Source organism: Rhizobium sp. NFR07 (genome assembly GCF_900111905.1).
Classification (GTDB): Bacteria; Pseudomonadota; Alphaproteobacteria; order Rhizobiales; family Rhizobiaceae; genus Neorhizobium.
In genome coordinates this window covers 246967-265358 of sequence record NZ_FOKM01000010.1, presented here as the reverse complement: position 1 = coordinate 265358, position 18392 = coordinate 246967, and the positions used below count along the sequence as shown (strand labels likewise).

The window sequence follows — 18392 nt, the reverse complement described above, 5'->3', positions numbered from 1 at the left end:
TGGCACTACCAGATGGTCGGCTATCAGCGGCAGCTCGAAAAGCACAACATCGTCCAGAGCATGTCGCGCAAGGGCAACTGCCTCGATAACGCAGCCATGGAAAGCTTCTTTGCCATTCTCAAATCCGAATTCTTCTACCCGACCAAATTCGAAAGCGTCCAAACTCTCAAAGACGGCATTGCCGACTATATCCGATATTACAACAACGACAGGATCAAACTGAAACTCAAAGGGCTGAGCCCTGTACAATACAGGACCCAGCCCTCAAAACTGCCCAGCGCCTAATCTGTCCAACTTAATGGGGTCAGTTCATGGCGGCGCGGGCCTTTTATGGCTTTTGGAAATGTCCCACCGCCGGCAACACCGGCCCTTCGCTTTAGCTCAGGGCGTCACTCGAAACGATTCACTGGATCGTTTCGGCGGCTTCGCCGACCGTTCCTTAACCCTTGAGGATAGAGCGGCCGGCGTAAGAAGCCTGCGGTCCGAGCATTTCCTCGATGCGGATCAGCTGGTTGTACTTGGCCATGCGGTCCGAGCGCGACAGCGAGCCGGTCTTGATCTGACCGCAGTTCGTCGCGACGGCGAGATCGGCGATCGTCGAGTCTTCGGTTTCGCCCGAACGGTGCGACATGACGGCGGTGTAGGCAGCCTTGTGGGCGGTCTCAACGGCGTCGAGCGTTTCCGTCAGCGAGCCGATCTGGTTGACCTTGACGAGGATGGAGTTGGCGACTCCCATCTTGATGCCGTCACGCAGGCGGGCCGAGTTGGTGACGAAAAGGTCGTCGCCGACCAGCTGAACAGACTTGCCGATCTTGTCGGTCAGCGACTTCCAGCCGTCCCAGTCGTCTTCAGCCATGCCGTCCTCGATCGAGGCGATCGGGTACTTGGCTGCGAGTTCGGCGAGGTAAGCTGCCATGGCTTCCGGCTCGAGCGTGCGGCCCTCGCCCTCCATCACGTACTTGCCGTCCTTGAAGAATTCGGTCGAGGCGCAGTCGAGGCCGAGATAGACGTCCTCGCCCGGACGGTAGCCGGCTTTCTCGATAGACTTCATGATGAAGTCGAGTGCTTCCGGCGCGCTCTTCAGGTTGGGAGCGAAACCGCCTTCGTCACCCACATTGGTGTTGTGACCGCCGGCATGCAGTTCCTTCTTCAGCGTGTGGAAGATCTCCGCACCGACGCGCACGGCATCGCGCAGCGTCTCTGCGCCGACCGGCAGGATCATGAATTCCTGGAAGTCGATCGGGTTGTCGGCATGGGCGCCGCCATTGATGATGTTCATCATCGGAACCGGCAGGACATGGGCGCCAGCGCCACCTACGTAACGGTAAAGCGGCAGACCGGCCGATTCGGCGGCAGCCTTGGCGACGGCGAGCGAGACGCCGAGAATGGCGTTTGCGCCGAGGCGCGACTTGTTCGGCGTGCCGTCGAGCGCGATCAGGGTCTTGTCGATATGGATCTGGCTTTCGGCATCAAAACCGCCGATCGCATCGAAGATCTCGGTATTGACCGCTTCAACAGCCTTTTCGACGCCCTTGCCGAGATAACGCTTGCCGCCATCGCGCAGTTCGACCGCTTCATGGGCACCGGTGGAGGCACCCGACGGAACCGCCGCGCGGCCCATCGAGCCGTCTTCCAGGTAGACGTCGACTTCGACGGTCGGGTTGCCGCGGCTGTCGAGGATTTCGCGGGCGATGATGTCGGTAATGGCGGTCAAAGGTCTCTCCTCAGTTTGACGTGCAGGCATCGGCCCGCACAGGCATTCACCGACAATGTGTCTTAGTCGATGACAGGCAAATTACAATGCGGCTCCATCTGGCCGAATTTTGACGCCATCAGCCCTTTGCGACGGCATCAAGCGCCAGCAGCTTTTCGAGAAGCGCCGGCATGTCCTTCAGATGCACCATGTTCGGGCCGTCGGACGGAGCGTTGTCCGGATCCTCATGGGTCTCGATGAAAAGGCCGGCAACCCCGACGGCGACAGCTGCGCGTGCCAGAACAGGAACCATGGTCCGGTCGCCGCCGGAAGAACCGCCCTGCCCGCCCGGCTGCTGCACCGAATGGGTGGCGTCGAAGATCACCGGCGAACCCATGGCCGCCATGACCGGCAGCGAGCGCATGTCGGAGACGAGCGTGTTGTAGCCGAAGGATGCGCCCCGTTCGCACAGCATGACATTCGGATTGTCGCTTTCGAGGAACTTCGCCTGGACGTTCTTCATGTCCCAGGGGGCGAGGAACTGGCCTTTCTTGACGTTGATCGCCCGGCCGGTCTTGGCGGCTGCGACGAGCAGGTCCGTCTGGCGCGACAGGAAGGCCGGGATCTGCAGCACATCGACGGTCTTTGCGACCACCGCGCACTGCTCTTCCGTGTGGATGTCGGTCAGCACCGGAAAACCGAATTCCTTCTTGAGGTCGGCGAAGACTTCCATCGCCGTATCGAGCCCGATGCCGCGCTTGCCCGACAGCGAGGTGCGGTTGGCCTTGTCATAGGACGACTTGTAGACGAGGCCGATACCGAGCTTGCCGCAGAGTTCCACCAGGGTTCCGGCGATCATGAAGGCATGGTCGCGGCTTTCCATCTGACACGGACCGGCGATCAGCGACAGCTTGCCGGAGTTGGAAAACGTGACCTTCGCGGCGCCTTCGCCGACGATGACCTCAGAATTGGGAGAGACTGCCATTTGCTATTCCTCGAAGCCGAACAGGACGCCCTGCCCAGGGGCCGGCGACACGAGCACTCGGCCATCCCGGCGGATGAACGCGACGTCATTAGCAGCAAGGATGATCTCTGTCACGGCCAGATCGGTCGTTCGGAACACGACCACCTGCCCGGAAAGGCCAGTTGCGCCACCTCGCACGGGGGCACCGAAATCATGCGCCAGCTGCTCGGGATCAAGCACCCGGACACGGCTGTTCTCGACGGGAAAGGCAAGCCCCGTCTCGCCCTCCTCCCCCTGGACTTGCAAGACATGCGTAAGGAGCTGCGCCGACTGGAGCGGATCTTCGGCCGAAAGCACGATCTCCTTGATGCCGACGACCGCATTGGCGTGGGAGCGGAGCGCTCCCATATCCTGCGGAAACGAGACGAGCCGCTGAACGGCGAAAGCGAAGAAATCCGGCGAGGCTTCGGCGGCCGCAAACGCCAGCTGGAACCGCGCCTCAAGCGTATCACCCCCCGGTGACACCATCATCCGTCCGAATTCCAACGGCTGGCCCGCGGATATCCCCGCGGCAGAAAAGCGCGCATGATCGGCGGCAGCATCATCGCTGGCGACCACGAAGGCCGAAAACCCCTCGCGCCCCCGGCGCCCGCGGTAGATCAGATCGCGATCGGTGAAGACATTTCCGCGCTTTGCCGCGGCACCCGCCTTGCGCCGATCTGCCAGCGCCAGAGGCTCGAGATAAGTCCCGTCCTCGAAGAATACGCAGGCATTGGCCGTGCCGAACGGATGATGGCCGTCAGGCGCCACCGTGAAACCCAAGTCCGCCAAACGGCTACGCGTCCTTGCCAGGTCAGAGACCGGCAAAACGAGATGATCAATTTTCCTAATGCTCACAAATGCCCCCGCACTTCCAATCGCTTAAGTACATTGGGCGAACTGCCGATTAGCGCAAGTAGATTCCTGCCGACAATTTTCATGAGCTATCTGAGAAACTGATAGCGCCTTCACCAAAATTTAGGGACTTGCGGAACACATATGGAACATATAGTGTCCGTTCTGCATTTGTTTCGAATACAAAGGTGCCTTGGCGATGCTGACCCGAAAGCAACAGGAACTGCTTCTGTTCATTCACGAACGAATGAAGGAGTCCGGCGTGCCGCCCTCCTTCGACGAAATGAAGGATGCGCTGGACCTGGCTTCCAAGTCCGGTATCCATCGCCTGATCACCGCTCTTGAGGAACGCGGCTTCATTCGCCGCCTTCCGAACCGTGCCCGTGCGCTCGAAGTGATCAAGCTTCCGGAAGCCTATACGCCGAGCCTGCAGCCGCGTCGTGGCTTTTCGCCGAGCGTCATCGAGGGCAGCCTCGGCAAGAAGCCGGTTCCCGCCGCACCCGCCAAGCCTTCGGTTGAAGAAACGATCAACGCGGCAAGCGTGCCGGTCATGGGCCGCATCGCCGCCGGCGTTCCGATCTCCGCCATCCAGAACAACACGCACGATATTTCGGTACCGGCGGAAATGCTGGGTTCCGGCGACCACTATGCCCTGGAGGTCCGAGGCGACTCGATGATCGAGGCCGGCATCCTCGATGGTGACACCGTCATCATCCGCAACGGCAATACCGCAAATCCCGGCGATATCGTCGTCGCCCTTGTGGACGACGAGGAAGCGACGCTGAAGCGCTTCCGTCGCAAGGGTGCCTCCATTGCACTCGAGGCCGCCAACCCGGCATACGAGACCCGCATCTTCCCGCCGGATCGGGTCAAGGTCCAAGGCAAGCTGATCGGCCTCATCCGCCGCTATCACTGAGTTCGAAGTCGGAGGCAACGTCCGGGGCCCGGATCTCGGACGCGGCATCAATGAGGCTTGATCCTGGAGTTTTGGCTGCCGAGTCACTGGTTGTCGCTATTGCGCTGCCGGTAACGCGGGTAAGCCAATCCGGCAGACTTGGGTCATACGCGTCACGCCGCCAGTCATACTGGCGGTGAATGCTCCAGGGGCGGGACGACCCCGTCATGGCGGTGGCGATTTGCCAATCCGCATGCACTCTTGAGCCGGCGAAATCGATCTCCAGCGCACCGGTCTTTCGCAATGTGGCAACGTTGAGCAGAGGCTTGCCGGAGCGGCAGGTATCGAAGCGCGCGCGTGGAGCGATGACCAGATCGGCGACATCGCAGGCTGCGCCCGTATAGCGTCCATCCTCGACCACAACGACGATGACACCGGCCGGAGACATGGCCGTGCACCAGGCCCGTTCCCGGCATGTGAATTTGCCATCGCCGACCTCTCTCATGCCGCGCCGGGCATCGGCGATGGCGCTGGCAGACAGCGGTTCTCCCCGCGCCGGCGGTTGGGGCGTGCTGGCCTCGTCTTTCTGGATGACCGGCGCCTGCGCGTCGGGAAGTCGCCTTGCCCGTCGCCACTGGTCGTAAATGAAGGCGGGTGGCCGTGTCCGTTTTATTGCAATGCCTTCGCCGGTCTTCATTGCGGCAAGCGTACCGTCCTCGGAGATCAGCAGATCGGAGGCAGGCAGCGTATGCGACGAGAACAGGATGATTGCAGCAGCGAGAAACGGCAGCCCTGCCAGCCTCAGCCGCGAACGCAACAAAGTCAGCAGCAGGAAGCCGATGACGCCGAGCGGAAGAAACCACGGGTGCTGCTGGCCGATGACTACATCCCCACCCCAACTGGCCACATGCCGCGCTATGGCGATCACCCAGTCGAGGCTTTCCGCCATGATCGTGATGAATGGCGCGTCGAGACCGAAGGGCATGAGCAGCATGGCCGCAAGCCCGGCGGGCATGACGAGAAAGCTGATGATCGGCATCGCCGCCAGATTGGCGGCAAGGCCATAGGTCGCGATCCGGTGGAAATGCTCGACGGAGAACATTGCCGTCGCAAGGCTGCCGATCAGCGATGTCAGGATGATGCCCGCGACGAAATTCCATATTCGGACGATCGACATCACCATCGGGTGACGAAAGGGCAATGGCTCATGGGGACGCTCCTGCCCCCGCCGCGCCCAGGCGGCATAACCCGCCACGAGCGCTGCCGTCGCGGCAAAAGACATCTGGAAACTCGGGCCCAGGATCTCGGACGGCGTCCAGACGATGATGATCAGGGCGGAGAGCGCGACATTGCGCAGGCTGATCGACGGCCGGTCGAGAAGAACCGCCATCAGGATGACAGCCATCATGATATAGGCACGCTGCGCCGACACGCCGAAGCCTGAAATGAGATAATAGCCGGTGACCATGGCAAGCGCGCCGGCCGCGGCGATTTTCTTGACCGGGAGAGCCTGGGCGGCGGCGGGCGAAAGCGCCAGCAGCGTGCGCAGCCCGACGAAGAAGATGCCGGCCGCCAGCGCCATGTTGAGCCCCGAGATCGCGACGATATGGGCAAGTCCCGAGACGCGCAGAGCCTCCACCGTATCGTTGGAGATTGCCCGGCGTTCGTCGGTGATGATGGCGGCGGCAAACGCACCGGCATCACCCGGCGCTATCGACCGGATCCGGTCGCCGATCTGACGCCTCAGCGCAAAGAGCCAGCGCTCCACCTGCTCCGTCGGTCCGGCCCTTTTCTCGGAAGCTGTGGCGGCCTTCGGCGCACCGTAGAAATGGCCGACAGCACCGATACCGTCGAAATAGGCAGAAAAAGCAAAGTCGTTCAGCCCGGGCAGGGCCGGTCCGGAAGGCGGCGAAAGCCTTGCCCGGCCGGTAATGGCGGCGCCATTTTCGAACGGCACATGCCGCCCGCGTGCGACAAGGGTTACCCGAAGCGGCGGCCTGCGAAGGCTGGGCTCGCTCGTGCCGGTGATGCTGACGAGATAGCGCATCCCCGGCCCCACCATCTCGCCACGCTCCACCACGCCGGTGACCGTCGTCGTCACGGGTGAATCGAGAATGACCGCCGCCCGTCGCCACGCCTCGAAGTTGGCCAACAGCATGCCGGTGAGGATGAGGCAAAGCATCAAGAGGACCGCGCGTGCACTGCCGCCCCTGGCCATCAGGCCGGTGACAGCGAACGCCGGAAGCGCGAGGGCGCATGACCACGCGCTTGTCTGTTGCGGCAAGAGGAACCAGACCGCGCTGCCCAGGCCGATTGCGACGGGCACGAACAGAAAAACGTGACCATAGGCCCTCTCGACATCGAGTGCCGCAGACAGCCCGGGCGCCAGCCGCGCGGTCTTTTTGCCGAGGCGTTTGAGATCGCGCGCCAGGCCTCGCCCTGCCCCATCCGAGCGGCGAAGCGGGAGGTCGCCCGCGCCCATGACCGGCAGCATGGAATCGGGGCGCAGGTCGGCAAAGGCCACGCGCTCCGCGCGTGCGCCGATATCACCGACGCCTTCCCGTGTAAGATCTTCCGGCATGATGAAAGCCAGCCCGCCCGATCGCTCCGACACAACCTGAGCGTTCTTTTGCATAACGTCAACGGGAGGCGGATCAGGGCATCCCGGATGGACCTGATCGCGATTGCAACAGTAAGTTGGCGCAGCTCAAAATCCGTCTGCCCAATATTTTTTCGCGCTGCACAAATTGCCGTCAGGAAAGCTTGGCTTTGCGTTTCGGATCATATAGCTAAGCTGGGACGCTTAACTCTTATGGCGCTTTTTGGGCGCTACGCAGGCAACTGGTTGGAGGATCAGAATGACGGAAAAAAGCGCAACTATCACGCTCGGTGAAAAGAATGTCGACATGTCGGTTCGATCCGGCACGATCGGCCCCGATGTCATCGATATCGGCGCTCTCTACAAGCAGACCGGCGCCTTCACTTACGATCCTGGCTTCACGTCGACTGCTTCTTGCGAATCCAAGATCACCTATATCGACGGCGACGAAGGCGTGCTCCTGCATCGCGGCTATCCGATCGAACAGCTTGCAGAGCACGGTGACTTCCTGGAAACCTGCTACCTGCTTCTCTACGGGGAACTGCCGACCGCGGCCCAGAAGAAGGACTTCGACTATCGCGTGACCCATCACACGATGGTTCATGAGCAGATGAGCCGCTTCTTCACCGGCTTCCGTCGTGACGCCCATCCGATGGCCGTCATGGTCGGCACGGTCGGCGCGCTTTCGGCCTTCTACCACGACTCTACCGACATCACCGATCCGCACCAGCGCATGGTCGCTTCGCTGCGCATGATCGCCAAGATGCCGACGATCGCCGCCATGGCCTACAAGTACCATATCGGCCAGCCCTTCGTGTATCCGCAGAACGACCTCGACTACGCGTCGAACTTCCTGCGCATGTGCTTTGCCGTGCCGTGCGAAGAATACAAGGTGAACCCGGTTCTGGCCCGCGCCATGGACCGTATCTTCATCCTGCACGCTGACCACGAACAGAACGCCTCGACCTCGACCGTTCGCCTTGCCGGTTCTTCCGGCGCCAACCCGTTTGCCTGCATCGCGGCCGGCATTGCCTGCCTCTGGGGCCCGGCTCACGGCGGCGCCAACGAAGCAGCCCTCAACATGCTGTCGGAAATCGGCTCGGTCGACCGCATTCCGGAATATATCGCCCGCGCCAAGGACAAGAACGATCCGTTCCGCCTGATGGGCTTCGGTCACCGCGTCTACAAGAACTACGATCCGCGCGCCAAGATCATGCAGAAGACCACACATGAGGTCCTCGCCGAACTCGGCAACAAGGACGATCCGCTTCTGCAGGTCGCCATGGAACTCGAGCGGATCGCTCTCACCGACGAGTATTTCATCGAGAAGAAGCTCTACCCGAACATCGACTTCTATTCGGGCATCACGCTGAAGGCGATGGGCTTCCCGACGACGATGTTCACCGTGCTCTTCGCGCTCGCCCGCACCGTCGGCTGGATCGCCCAGTGGGCCGAGATGATCGAAGATCCGCAGCAGCGCATCGGTCGCCCGCGCCAGCTCTACACCGGCGAAGCCAAGCGCGACTACGTGCCTGTCACCAAGCGCTAAGCCGCAGGCATAGCCAACAAAAAACCCGGTCAGAAATGACCGGGTTTTTTCTTGTCCAGAAGGTCCAGTACCGCGCCTGCGGCCGCCTCCCCCGGCGGAACAGGCACCTGCAGCCTTTGCCAGGCGAGGTTGAAGCCCTCCAGCATGGCGCGACGCTGCAGCGTATCGTTCGACAGCCGCTCGACCCAGCGGCAAAGGCTTCCAGGCCGAACCGCCTCATTGAAATATTCCGGGACGACCGCATAGTCGGCGATCAGGTTGGGAAGCGCTCCGGTCCAGATCTTGATGCGGCCGGCAAGAAGCTTGATCAGCCAGTCGGTCTTGTAGGCCGAAACGACCGGAACGGTGGCAAGGCCAAGTTCCAGGAGCACTGTGCCGGAGGCTGCGATGGCTGCATCGGCCTCCGCAAAGGCGGTCCACTTGCCCTCAGCCGTCGATGTGATCTCGACGGAAACAGGAAGCGTGGCCGCGATTTCGCGCACCATCGCCTCGCGCCGCGGGACTGTCGGCAGCAGGAAGCGCGTTTTGCCGTTGCGCGAGACAAATTCCTGCGCAGCTTCGCCGAAGACCGGCAGCAGGCCCTTGATCTCGGCCGAGCGTGATCCGGGCAGAAGCAGGATCGTCTTCTCCTCGGTCGCCGATTTCACCGGCCGCCCGGCGCGCAGACCGCGCACCTTGAGCAGATCGGCATCATCGGTGAGACGATGGCCGACAAAGATCGTCTCCGGACCATCCAGCTTCGCCATCGCCGCCGGTTCGAAAGGCAGGACGGCCAGGACGCGATCCACATAGGAAAGCATGGCCTTTGCGCGATATTCCTTCCATGCCCACACGCTCGGGCAGACATAGTTGACGATCGGCAGGTCCGGCAGAGCCGCCCTCACCTTCTTTGCAACGCGATGGGTGAAGTCGGGGCTATCGATGATGATGAGCACATCCGGCCGCGCCTCGGCTATCGCCTTGGCGGTCTCGTTGATGCGCCTGATAAGGTTGGGCAGCCGCGCGAGAACCTGAGTGAGCCCCATGATAGACAGTTCGGAAAAGTCGAACAGCGAGCGAAGTCCCTGGGCGGTGAGCGCGTCGCCGCCGACGCCGATGAGCTCTACCGGACGTTCATGCGCGGACTTGAGCGCCGCGACGATATCCCCGCCAAGAAGATCGCCGGACACCTCGCCCGCGATGACGGCAACCTTCAACGCGCGGCTCATCCAAGACCTCCATCGGGGAGCGTCGGCTCGATCCCGCAGACAAAAATGCCGGCCGCATCTGCGGCCGCAATCATTGCCGCCTCGTCCAGAACGATGGCGCGCCCCGCCTCCACCGCGATGCCGGCAAGGCCCGCCTTCGCGGCATTCTTGACCGTTGACGGGCCGATCGTCGGCAGGTCGGCCCGCATATCCTGCTGCGGCTTGCAGAGTTTTACCAGGACACCCCGGCGGCGCGAGGATATGCGCCCATCCGCACGCAGTTCCTCCACCCGCTGCAGCATGGCGTCCGTGCCCTCGACACCTTCCATCGCGACAACCCTGCCGCCGACGGAGACCGCGCCCTGGCCGATATCCAGTTGGCCGAGAGCCAAAGCCGATTCCACGCCCTTCGCAATATCACGCAGGTCTTCATCCGTCGGCTGAACATTGCCGACCGGCCCCAGCGTTGCCAAAAGGCTCGGCGCGATGTCATGGGCACCGACAACCTCGCAGCCCATAGCCTCGATCAGCTTGATGACCATCTGCAAAACGGCATCGTCACCGCGCGACAACAGGGTACGCACGACGGACGGCATTTTCAGGATTGTCTTGAATGTCGGGCGGATGTCGCGCCACTCGGGACGGCGGGCAACGCCGCCCGACATGACCACCCGGCCTATCCCTTTCTGGCGAAAGGTCTTCTCGATCTCGGCAAGGTTTCCGACACCGACGGCCAATGTCTCGAACTGGTCGAAACGGTGATCCGCTTCATCCTTCAGGGCGACGATAAAAGGGTCCTCGCCTGCAGCCTTTGCCGCCTGCGCGAGATGGAGCGGCAGCAGGCCTCGCCCGGCGATGATCGCCAGGCGGCCGCCCTGCCGCGCCTTGACCGAGGCGCCGGCCACTGGCCTCATCCCTTCCTGCGGAAGGGCGAGGAGATGGCGCGGTCGCTTTCGGCCGCGACAAAATCGACGATCTCCATCGCCTCGGGGCAATCGAGATAGTTTTCGCGGATTGCCGTGGCATTCGCGCGGACATTGCCTTCGCCTTCGAAGATATCCTTGAAGGCGCGACGAACGCGGTGGATCGTCTGCTTGTCCATGCCCGCACGGGTCATGCCGACGACATTGAGGCCACCGAGAATGCCCGGATTGCCGTTCAGCATGCCGTAGGGAATGACGTCGTAGTTGACGGCCGAGAGACCCCCGATGAAAGCCTGACGACCGATGCGCGTGAACTGATGCACGGCGCAGCCGCCGCCCAGGATAGCGCGGTCTCCGACGTGAACATGGCCGGCCAGCATCACGTTGTTGGACATGATGATACCGCTGCCGAGCTGGCAATCATGCGCTACATGGCTATTGGCGAGGAACAGGCAGTTGTCGCCGACAACCGTCGTGCCGCCACCGCCAACGGTGCCCGTATTCATCGTCACGCCTTCGCGCATGACGCAGTTTTCACCGACCGTTAGCGAGGATTCCTCACCTGCTTCATGAAGGCTTTGCGAGACACCACCGATCACCGCCATCGAAAAGACGCGGCTACCCTTGCCGATCTCGGTCTTGCCGGTCACGATGGCATGGGACATCAGTTCCACATTGTCCCCAAGCACGACGCGGGGGCCCACATGGCTGAAAGGTCCGACGACCACATTCTCGCCGATCACCGCGCCGTCTTCGACGACCGCGAGCGGATGAATGCGCGCGCTGGCAGAAACAGTGCTCATTCGCCATCCTTACGGACGATCATCGCACCGATATCAGCTTCTGCGACCAGCACGCCGTCGACCTTCGCATCACAATGGAACTTCCAGATATTGCCGCGCTGCTTCTGCTTCACGACATGGTATTCCACGCGATCACCCGGCACGACCGGCTTGCGGAAACGGGCGTTGTCGATCGTCATGAAATACACGAGATTGCCGCTTTCGCCTTCCTTGCGGGCGCAGATCGCGCCGGCGGTCTGGGCCATGCCCTCGACCAGGAGGACGCCCGGCATGATCGGACGCTCAGGGAAATGACCGGTGAAGTGCGGTTCGTTCGCCGTAACATTCTTGATGCCGATGGCCGAGTTGTCACCGTCGATATCGATGATCTTGTCCACGAGCAGGAAGGGATAGCGATGGGGCAGCAGCTTCATGATTTCCTGAATATCGGCCGCGCCGAGTTCCGGCTTGGTCTCATCAGTCATTGGTCTTCTCTCCTTTGCGTTTTGCCCTATCGTCCGACTGAGCCATTTTTTCGGCCATTTCGCGAAGGAAATCCCTCATCGGGCGCGCCGGTATGCCACCATAGATGAGACCGGCAGGTATATCCGCGACAACACCACTCATCGCCGCGATCTGAACCCGGTCGCCAATCGTAATGTGACCATTTATGCCCGAAGCGCCGCCAATCAATACGCCATTGCCGATCTTCGTCGATCCGGCGATGCCGGCGCCCGAAGCGATGCCGCAATGCCGGCCGATATGCACGTTATGCGCGATCTGTACCTGATTGTCGATCTTCGTGCCTTCGCCGATGACCGTGTCGTCCATGGCTCCTCGGTCGACAGTGGTATTGGCGCCGATCTCGACATTGTCCTGGATAACCACCCGGCCGACCTGCACGATCTTCAACATGCCGCGCGGGCCTGGTGCGAAACCGAAACCGTCCTGCCCGATGCGGGCGCCATTGTGAATGATGACGCCATTGCCGATCAGAGCCGAGATCACGCTCGCGCCGCCTGCAATGCTGCAATCACGGCCAATCTGGACATCGGGCCCGATCACGACACCCGGCCCGATGCGCGTACCGCTGCCAATATGCGCGCGCGCACCGATGACGGCCATGGGCTCTACCGTTACGCCCTCTTCGAGATGAGCGGTCGGATCAACGTAAGCGGCGGGTGAGATGCCTTCGCCAGCAGATGTGGTCAGCACAGGGCGCATCGCCTGTGGGTGAAGCAGCGCACCGGCCATCGCAAAGGCCGCGTGAGCGGCTTTGGTCGTCAGGACAGGGATATGCGAGGGAACGATGTTTGCCAGCCCGGGATCACAAATGATCGCGGACGCATGGCAGGTCTCCAGCTCGTGGCGGTTCTTGCGTGAGAGCAGGTAACAAACCTGCCCCTCCTGCGCCCGAGAAACGGGCGCGACGGAGCGGATCACGCGGTCGCCCGCGCTGTCGTCCAAAAGCTCAACCCCAAGATGGGCTGCCAGCGCGCGCAGGCTCACACCATCGTGGGGCGGAAAGAATTCGTTGTGGTCCATAAAGCCAGAGCTCCAGAGATGTTTCCGGCCGCTTTCGCGGCCGGAAACAATCAGAACTGGTTCGCCATGCTGAAGCGGAATTCCTGGGTTTCGTCGAAGTCTTCCTTGACGACAGGAACCGCGTAGTCGAAGCGCAGGTTACCGAACGGCGAAGCCCACATGACACCGACGCCAGCCGAAGCGCGCCAGGACATGCCCGTACCCTCGACCTCGGAGCCGAGCTTGTCGACATCGCTGCCGTAGAGCGTGCCGGCATCGGCGAAGGCTGCGAGGCGCAGGCCGATATCTTCCGGTACAGCCGGCATCGGCATCGACATTTCAGCAGACGCGTTGAAGTAGGTCGTGCCACCGATCGCATCGCTGTGTTCAACCGTGCGCGGGCCGATACCATCGTTCTTGAAGCCACGGATCTGGCGGCCGCCGATCGTGAACTGATCGAAGACGTTCAGGTTGTCACCCGTGCCCATGACGTGACCCGCACCGACTGCCAACGAACCGACGAGATCGGCTTCGGTCGACAGAAGGTGGAAGTAACGAGCGCGACCGGAAATCTTGTAATATTCCGAATCGCCGCCAAGGCCGGCGAATTCATGCGTGAAGCTCGCATAGATGCCTTCGCGCGGCAGCGTCTGGCTGTCCAGCGTGTTGTAGGTCAGTGTCTGCGAGACCGACGACGAGACGAACTTGCCCTCGTCGATCAGGTCAGCGAAGATCGGCGAAACGCGGTCGTCCGCATTGAACGGGATACCATCGCTACCGAATGCGCCGTCTTCTTCGTACTTGATTTCCTTGTAGGTGTAACGGAACGTCGTCGCCAGATCTTCGGTGATCGGCGCGGTGACGCGCAGCGTCACACCCTGCTCGGAGTAATCATAGTAGTCGTTCGACGACGTCTCGTTGCGGAAGATGTCGAAGCCTGCCGCCAGGCGGTAGCCGAGGAAGTAGGGCTCGGTGAAGGACAGCGAGTAGGTACGCGCGTCATCGAGACCACCGCCGACGGCGACGCGGACATACTGGCCGCGGCCGAGGAAGTTCTTCTCTTCGATCGAGGCTTCGAGAACGAAGCCGTCGCCGCCTGCCGAGTAACCGGCACCGATACCGAACGAACCGGTCGACTGGTCTTCGACATCGACAATGACGACGACGCGGTCAGGAGCGCTGCCCTGGGCGGTCGAGATATTGACGGATGTGAAGTAACCGAGCGCTTCCAGACGACGCTTGGCGCGCGAGATCATTTCCTGGTTGAAGGCGTCGCCTTCCGAGAAATCGAACTCGCGGCGAATGACGTAGTCACGCGTGCGGGTGTTACCGCGAACCTCGATACGCTCGACATAGGCGCGCTCGCCCTGGTCGACCATGTAGGAAACGCCGATCGTGTTGGTCTGCAGGTTGCGGTCGCCGCGCGGAGTAACGCGGGCGAACGGGTAACCCTGGGAAGCCACCTTGCGGGAGATCGCTTCCATCGACTTCTGGATTTCGCGGGCATCGTAGGTCGCGCCCGGCTTGGTCTCGACCAGGCCCTGCAGCGATTCGCCGCTGATGCCTTCGACGCTCGATTCGACGTTCACGTCACCGAACTGGTAGCGGGCGCCTTCTTCGACGGTGAAGGTGATGTTGTACTTGTTCGACGCAGCATCAAGCGTGGCGTCGGACGAGATGATGCGGAAGTCCGGGTAGCCGTGATTGTAGTAGAACTGGCGCAGCGCTTCTTCATCGGCGCGCAGCTTGTCCTGGCTATATACGTCTTTGCGGGTCAGGAAGGACAGCGGGCCCGTTTCCTTGGTGACGATGATAGCCTTCAGGCGACCATCGCCATAAGCCTGATTGCCGACGAAGTTGATGTCGGCGATCTTCGTACGATCACCTTCATTGATGACGAAGGCAATGTTGACGCGGCCCTGGCCGACATTGACGGTCTGAGTGGTGATTTCGACTTCGCTGCGTCCGATCGCGGCATAGGCCTCGCGGATGCGCTCGATGTCGGCATTGACCATGGCCTGGCTGTAAGGGCCGAGCGGCTGGGTCTGAACGACGCCCTGCAGCTTGTCGTCCTTGATCTTGCGGTTGCCGTTGAAAACGACCTGGTTGACCAGCTGGTTTTCACTGACCGACACGACAAGCGTGCTGCCGGAAACGCTGATCTTCACGTCGGAGAAGTAACCGGTCGAATACAGTCGCTTGACCGATTCATCGATATCCGAAGCGGAGAAAGAAACGCCGGGGCGAATCGTGAGGTTGGAACGGACGGCTTCTTCGCCTGCCCTCTGCGCACCACGGACCTGCACGCTGCGGATGACAGCAGCTTCGGCAGCTGGGGCAGTGGCAAGAACCATTACACCTGCGCCGGACGCGACAACACTAGCAGACAGCGCAAACGCCGACACTGCGTTCAAAAACTTTGAACCAGCCTTCATTTTCAATTCTTACCTTTTCCCGTTGTCCCTCGACGGTGTAACCCGACTCCGGCCACGTGTGTCGTTTTACCTTCTTTTGCCCTACAAGCAAGCTATCGTGTTAATTTCTATTTACTTCCTTTTGATGCGTGACCATATCGCCACGCAACACATGCAAACATGGTGAATAATCCGTTATTTCAACGCCCTGAGACGGTTAACCGATCAGATTTGTAATGTCGTTGAATGTCGCGAAGACCATCAGGCTGAGCACCATCGCAAGACCGATTCTGAACGCGATCTCCTGGGCACCAGCGCCGAGTGGCTTCCCCCTCACCGCTTCTATTGCGTAGAAAACCAGATGGCCGCCGTCAAGCACCGGGACCGGCATGAGGTTCAGGAGGCCGATGGAAACCGAAAGAACGGCCGCAAGCTGGATGACGGCCGCAAAGCCAAGCGTTGCCATCTGGCCGGATGCCTGGGCCACACGGACCGGTCCACCGAGCTGGTCGGCCTTCATGCGGCCGGTCACCAGATTGCCGATATAGCGGAAGGTGCCGGTGATGATGTTGCCGGTCTCCTTAACGCCCTCGCCGACGGCTTCCAGCGGCGTGAAGGTCTGCAGGCGGAAATTGCCGCGCTCCTCGTTGGTGACGATGCCAATCAGGCCGAGCTCGACCTTGTTGCCGAACTGGTCGGTGATTTCGGTCCGCTTCGGCACCATGGGCAGATCCATGTCCTGGCCGTTGCGCTCCACCGTGACGACGATCGAAGTCTCGGGGCGCACGCTCACATAACGCCGCACGTCGTCGAACGTGTTGACGTCATAGCCGTCGAGCGCCTTCAGGCGGTCTCCCGGCTGTACGCCTGCTTCTGCGGCAGCACTATCGGGGCGCACTTCCGCCACGACCGGGTCGGCAACCATCTTGCCGTAGACGGAGAAAAGAACCGCGAAGATCGCGATCGCCAGGATGAAATTCGCGATCGGACCGGCCGCAACCGTAGCCGCCCTTTTCCACAGCTTTGCGCCGGCAAGCGTCTGCGCACGGTCGGCGTCGCTCATATGCGCGACGCTCGACGCGTCCGGCAGGCTGGATGCATCCTCGTCGCCGAAGAACTTCACATAGCCACCGAGCGGAATGGCAGAAAGCTTCCAGCGCGTACCGTGGCTGTCGGTAAAGCCGACGAGTTCAGGGCCAAAGCCGACCGAGAAGGCCGTGACACGGATCCCGCTCCATCTGCCAACGAGGTAGTGGCCCATCTCGTGAACGAACACGAGAAGCGAGAGAACGAGGACGAACGGGACGATGTAACCCGTGATGAAGCTGAAGATCGCCATTGTGATTCCGCTCAATATTCCATCGGCTAGGGGGTCGCCTTACAGACCGAAGAGGAAGGCTGCAACCGAGCTGCTAACATGGCCCTTAAGCGCCGCATCCACAAGCGTCAGCAGGAATGCCAGGAAGCAGGCAAACACCAATCCATCCACACGATCCATCACACCCCCGTGTCCGGGAATGAGATGGCTCGAATCCTTGACCGCGAATCGCCGCTTGATGAAGGATTCGAACAGGTCGCCGATCTGGCTGGCGACCGAGAGCAGGAAGGCCAGCGCCATCGTCCAAAGCGACAGGCGCGAGAACACGCCGAGCGTCAGGATGGCACTCGCGATCACACCCGCCGCAGCGCCACCGATGGCGCCCGACCAGGTCTTGCCGGGCGAGATCCTCGGAGCAAGCTTCGGCCCACCGATCGCACGCCCGACGAAATAGGCAAGGATATCCGTTCCCCAGACCACGGCGAAGACGAACAGCGTTGCGACGAGACCCGCCTGGTTGTCGCCTCGGATGGCCGCGAGCGAAATCCCGCTGAGGCCGGCATAGACAACACCGCCCGGCAGCCACCAGGAGCCGCGGCCGAGAAGAACGAGCAGAACCGTCGTGATGGCGCCACCGCACAGCAGGGGCACGGAAAGATCGCCCTCGCCCACGACGATGTTGAACGCAATGAGCGCTATGATCAGCCAACCGAAGGCATTCGTCTTGAAATTGACGTCCGCGAGCCCGGTGATGGTGGACCATTCATAGTAGATAAGCAGGGCAATCACGGCGGCGACTGCATGAAATGCAGTTCCGCCGACCAGCGTCGCGGCAAGCACGACGGCTGCCAGCACGATTGCCGATATGATGCGAAGCCTGAGTTCGCGGGTCATCAGCCGACGACTGCAGCCGGTTCTGCCGACAGCCCTCCGAAACGCCTGTCACGCGCAGCGTAGATCTTCAGCGCTTCGAGGAAGAGATTGCGATCGAAATCAGGCCAGAAATCGGGAAGGAAGACGAACTCGGCATAGGCCGCCTGCCATAGCAGGAAGTTCGACAGTCTTTCCTCTCCACTGGTGCGGATGATCAGATCCGGATCGGGAATTCCCACCGTATCGAGATGATCGGTGATCATGTCGGAATCGACCGCACCGGGCTTGATCAGGCCGGCAGCGACCTTGGCGGCGATCTTGTTCATCGCCCGCGCTATCTCGTCGCGCGAGCCGTAGTTGAAGGCGATGACGACCGTCAGGCCGGTATTGTCCTGGGTCGTCTCCTCTGCTTCCAGAAGAAGCGGCAGGATGTCGCCCCGCAGCCGTTCGCGCTCGCCGATCACCTTGATGCGAACGTTTTCGCGGTGCAGTTCGGCGAGGTCGCGGCGGATGAAGCGTTTGAGCAGACCGAGAAGATCGTTGACCTCGGTTTGCGGGCGATTCCAGTTCTCGGAAGAGAAGGCGAACAGCGTGAGGTATTTGACCCCGATCTCAGCCGCCGCCCGGACAGTCTCCTTGACCGCCTCGACGCCCTTGCTGTGGCCCATGGTTCGCGCCAGTCCGCGCTTGTTTGCCCAGCGGCCGTTACCATCCATGATGATGGCAACATGCTCCGGGATGATCGCTATTTCTGGCGTCAGCATATTCTATGCAATT

General features: G+C 61.4%; 16 protein-coding genes. 3 read left to right on the top strand and 13 right to left on the bottom strand.

Going from position 1 to position 18392, the window contains the following annotated elements:
• On the top strand, nucleotides 1–285 hold a 285-nt coding region (locus tag BM216_RS21405; RefSeq protein ID WP_143102817.1), incomplete at its 5' end, for an IS3 family transposase.
• 154 nt (nucleotides 286–439) lie between these two features.
• On the opposite strand, the gene eno is transcribed toward BM216_RS21405, so the two are convergent.
• The 3 genes from eno to BM216_RS21390 all read right to left on the bottom strand — a co-directional run bounded on the left by eno (nucleotide 440) and on the right by BM216_RS21390 (nucleotide 3554).
• On the bottom strand, nucleotides 440–1714 hold the full coding sequence (gene eno / locus BM216_RS21400) for a phosphopyruvate hydratase (RefSeq protein WP_093001224.1): 1275 nt from the start codon (nucleotides 1712–1714) through the stop codon (nucleotides 440–442).
• Nucleotides 1715–1832: 118 nt separating this feature from the next.
• Complete coding sequence (gene kdsA, locus BM216_RS21395; RefSeq protein ID WP_093001223.1) at nucleotides 1833–2678, bottom strand: 3-deoxy-8-phosphooctulonate synthase; 846 nt, start codon at nucleotides 2676–2678, stop codon at nucleotides 1833–1835.
• 3 nt (nucleotides 2679–2681) lie between these two features.
• Nucleotides 2682–3554, bottom strand: a complete 873-nt coding sequence (locus tag BM216_RS21390) for a VOC family protein (RefSeq protein WP_093001222.1) — start codon at nucleotides 3552–3554, stop codon at nucleotides 2682–2684.
• A gap of 196 nt (nucleotides 3555–3750) precedes the next feature.
• On the opposite strand from BM216_RS21390, the gene lexA reads away from it, so the two are divergent.
• A complete protein-coding gene (gene lexA / locus BM216_RS21385; RefSeq protein WP_093001221.1) occupies nucleotides 3751–4467 on the top strand; it encodes a transcriptional repressor LexA in 717 nt (238 codons plus the stop codon).
• Here the strand turns inward: lexA and BM216_RS21380 are convergent.
• The gene (locus tag BM216_RS21380; protein ID WP_093001257.1) at nucleotides 4448–7027 is read right to left on the bottom strand and encodes a ComEC/Rec2 family competence protein; all 2580 of its coding nucleotides are present in this window, start codon (nucleotides 7025–7027) and stop codon (nucleotides 4448–4450) included. The two genes, lexA and BM216_RS21380, sit on opposite strands and share 20 nt — an antisense overlap.
• A gap of 277 nt (nucleotides 7028–7304) precedes the next feature.
• On the opposite strand from BM216_RS21380, the gene gltA reads away from it, so the two are divergent.
• Nucleotides 7305–8594: a citrate synthase gene (gltA, locus tag BM216_RS21375; protein WP_093001220.1), complete on the top strand. Its 1290-nt coding sequence runs from the start codon at nucleotides 7305–7307 to the stop codon at nucleotides 8592–8594.
• Between the two features lie 29 nt (nucleotides 8595–8623).
• Here the strand turns inward: gltA and lpxB are convergent, their stop codons facing one another.
• From lpxB to BM216_RS21330, 9 genes are all read right to left on the bottom strand, one after another.
• On the bottom strand, nucleotides 8624–9802 hold the full coding sequence (lpxB, locus tag BM216_RS21370; RefSeq protein WP_093001219.1) for a lipid-A-disaccharide synthase: 1179 nt from the start codon (nucleotides 9800–9802) through the stop codon (nucleotides 8624–8626).
• The gene (locus BM216_RS21365; RefSeq protein ID WP_093001218.1) at nucleotides 9799–10695 is read right to left on the bottom strand and encodes an LpxI family protein; all 897 of its coding nucleotides are present in this window, start codon (nucleotides 10693–10695) and stop codon (nucleotides 9799–9801) included. The genes lpxB and BM216_RS21365 overlap by 4 nt, the downstream gene beginning before the upstream one ends.
• A complete protein-coding gene (gene lpxA, locus BM216_RS21360) occupies nucleotides 10692–11507 on the bottom strand; it encodes an acyl-ACP--UDP-N-acetylglucosamine O-acyltransferase (protein ID WP_093001217.1) in 816 nt (271 codons plus the stop codon). Before lpxA ends, BM216_RS21365 begins: the two co-directional genes overlap by 4 nt.
• Nucleotides 11504–11971 (bottom strand): 3-hydroxyacyl-ACP dehydratase FabZ, encoded by a 468-nt coding sequence (gene fabZ, locus BM216_RS21355; RefSeq protein WP_093001216.1) that lies wholly within the window; start codon nucleotides 11969–11971, stop codon nucleotides 11504–11506. The genes lpxA and fabZ overlap by 4 nt, the downstream gene beginning before the upstream one ends.
• The gene (gene lpxD / locus BM216_RS21350; protein WP_093001215.1) at nucleotides 11964–13031 is read right to left on the bottom strand and encodes a UDP-3-O-(3-hydroxymyristoyl)glucosamine N-acyltransferase; all 1068 of its coding nucleotides are present in this window, start codon (nucleotides 13029–13031) and stop codon (nucleotides 11964–11966) included. Before lpxD ends, fabZ begins: the two co-directional genes overlap by 8 nt.
• 50 nt (nucleotides 13032–13081) lie before the next feature.
• Nucleotides 13082–15445, bottom strand: coding sequence for an outer membrane protein assembly factor BamA (bamA, locus tag BM216_RS21345; RefSeq protein ID WP_093001214.1), 2364 nt, complete (start codon nucleotides 15443–15445; stop codon nucleotides 13082–13084).
• Between the two features lie 196 nt (nucleotides 15446–15641).
• Complete coding sequence (rseP, locus tag BM216_RS21340) at nucleotides 15642–16763, bottom strand: RIP metalloprotease RseP (protein WP_093001213.1); 1122 nt, start codon at nucleotides 16761–16763, stop codon at nucleotides 15642–15644.
• A 39-nt stretch (nucleotides 16764–16802) separates the two neighbouring features.
• On the bottom strand, nucleotides 16803–17636 hold the full coding sequence (locus tag BM216_RS21335) for a phosphatidate cytidylyltransferase (protein ID WP_093001212.1): 834 nt from the start codon (nucleotides 17634–17636) through the stop codon (nucleotides 16803–16805).
• Complete coding sequence (locus BM216_RS21330; protein WP_093001211.1) at nucleotides 17636–18379, bottom strand: isoprenyl transferase; 744 nt, start codon at nucleotides 18377–18379, stop codon at nucleotides 17636–17638. Before BM216_RS21330 ends, BM216_RS21335 begins: the two co-directional genes overlap by 1 nt.
• Between the last annotated feature and the right edge of the window lie 13 nt (nucleotides 18380–18392).

What these genes read in the sequence shown, in the direction of transcription:
- kdsA (WP_093001223.1), bottom strand. Translation starts at nt 2,678, where the DNA reads ATGGCAGTCTCTCCCAATTCTGAGGTCATCGTCGGCGAAGGCGCCGCG.
- lexA (WP_093001221.1), top strand. Translation starts at nt 3,751, where the DNA reads ATGCTGACCCGAAAGCAACAGGAACTGCTTCTGTTCATTCACGAACGA.
- BM216_RS21380 (WP_093001257.1), bottom strand. Translation starts at nt 7,027, where the DNA reads ATGCCGGAAGATCTTACACGGGAAGGCGTCGGTGATATCGGCGCACGC.
- gltA (WP_093001220.1), top strand. Translation starts at nt 7,305, where the DNA reads ATGACGGAAAAAAGCGCAACTATCACGCTCGGTGAAAAGAATGTCGAC.
- lpxB (WP_093001219.1), bottom strand. Translation starts at nt 9,802, where the DNA reads ATGAGCCGCGCGTTGAAGGTTGCCGTCATCGCGGGCGAGGTGTCCGGC.
- BM216_RS21365 (WP_093001218.1), bottom strand. Translation starts at nt 10,695, where the DNA reads ATGAGGCCAGTGGCCGGCGCCTCGGTCAAGGCGCGGCAGGGCGGCCGC.
- lpxA (WP_093001217.1), bottom strand. Translation starts at nt 11,507, where the DNA reads ATGAGCACTGTTTCTGCCAGCGCGCGCATTCATCCGCTCGCGGTCGTC.
- fabZ (WP_093001216.1), bottom strand. Translation starts at nt 11,971, where the DNA reads ATGACTGATGAGACCAAGCCGGAACTCGGCGCGGCCGATATTCAGGAA.
- lpxD (WP_093001215.1), bottom strand. Translation starts at nt 13,031, where the DNA reads ATGGACCACAACGAATTCTTTCCGCCCCACGATGGTGTGAGCCTGCGC.
- bamA (WP_093001214.1), bottom strand. Translation starts at nt 15,445, where the DNA reads ATGAAGGCTGGTTCAAAGTTTTTGAACGCAGTGTCGGCGTTTGCGCTG.
- rseP (WP_093001213.1), bottom strand. Translation starts at nt 16,763, where the DNA reads ATGGCGATCTTCAGCTTCATCACGGGTTACATCGTCCCGTTCGTCCTC.
- BM216_RS21335 (WP_093001212.1), bottom strand. Translation starts at nt 17,636, where the DNA reads ATGACCCGCGAACTCAGGCTTCGCATCATATCGGCAATCGTGCTGGCA.
- BM216_RS21330 (WP_093001211.1), bottom strand. Translation starts at nt 18,379, where the DNA reads ATGCTGACGCCAGAAATAGCGATCATCCCGGAGCATGTTGCCATCATC.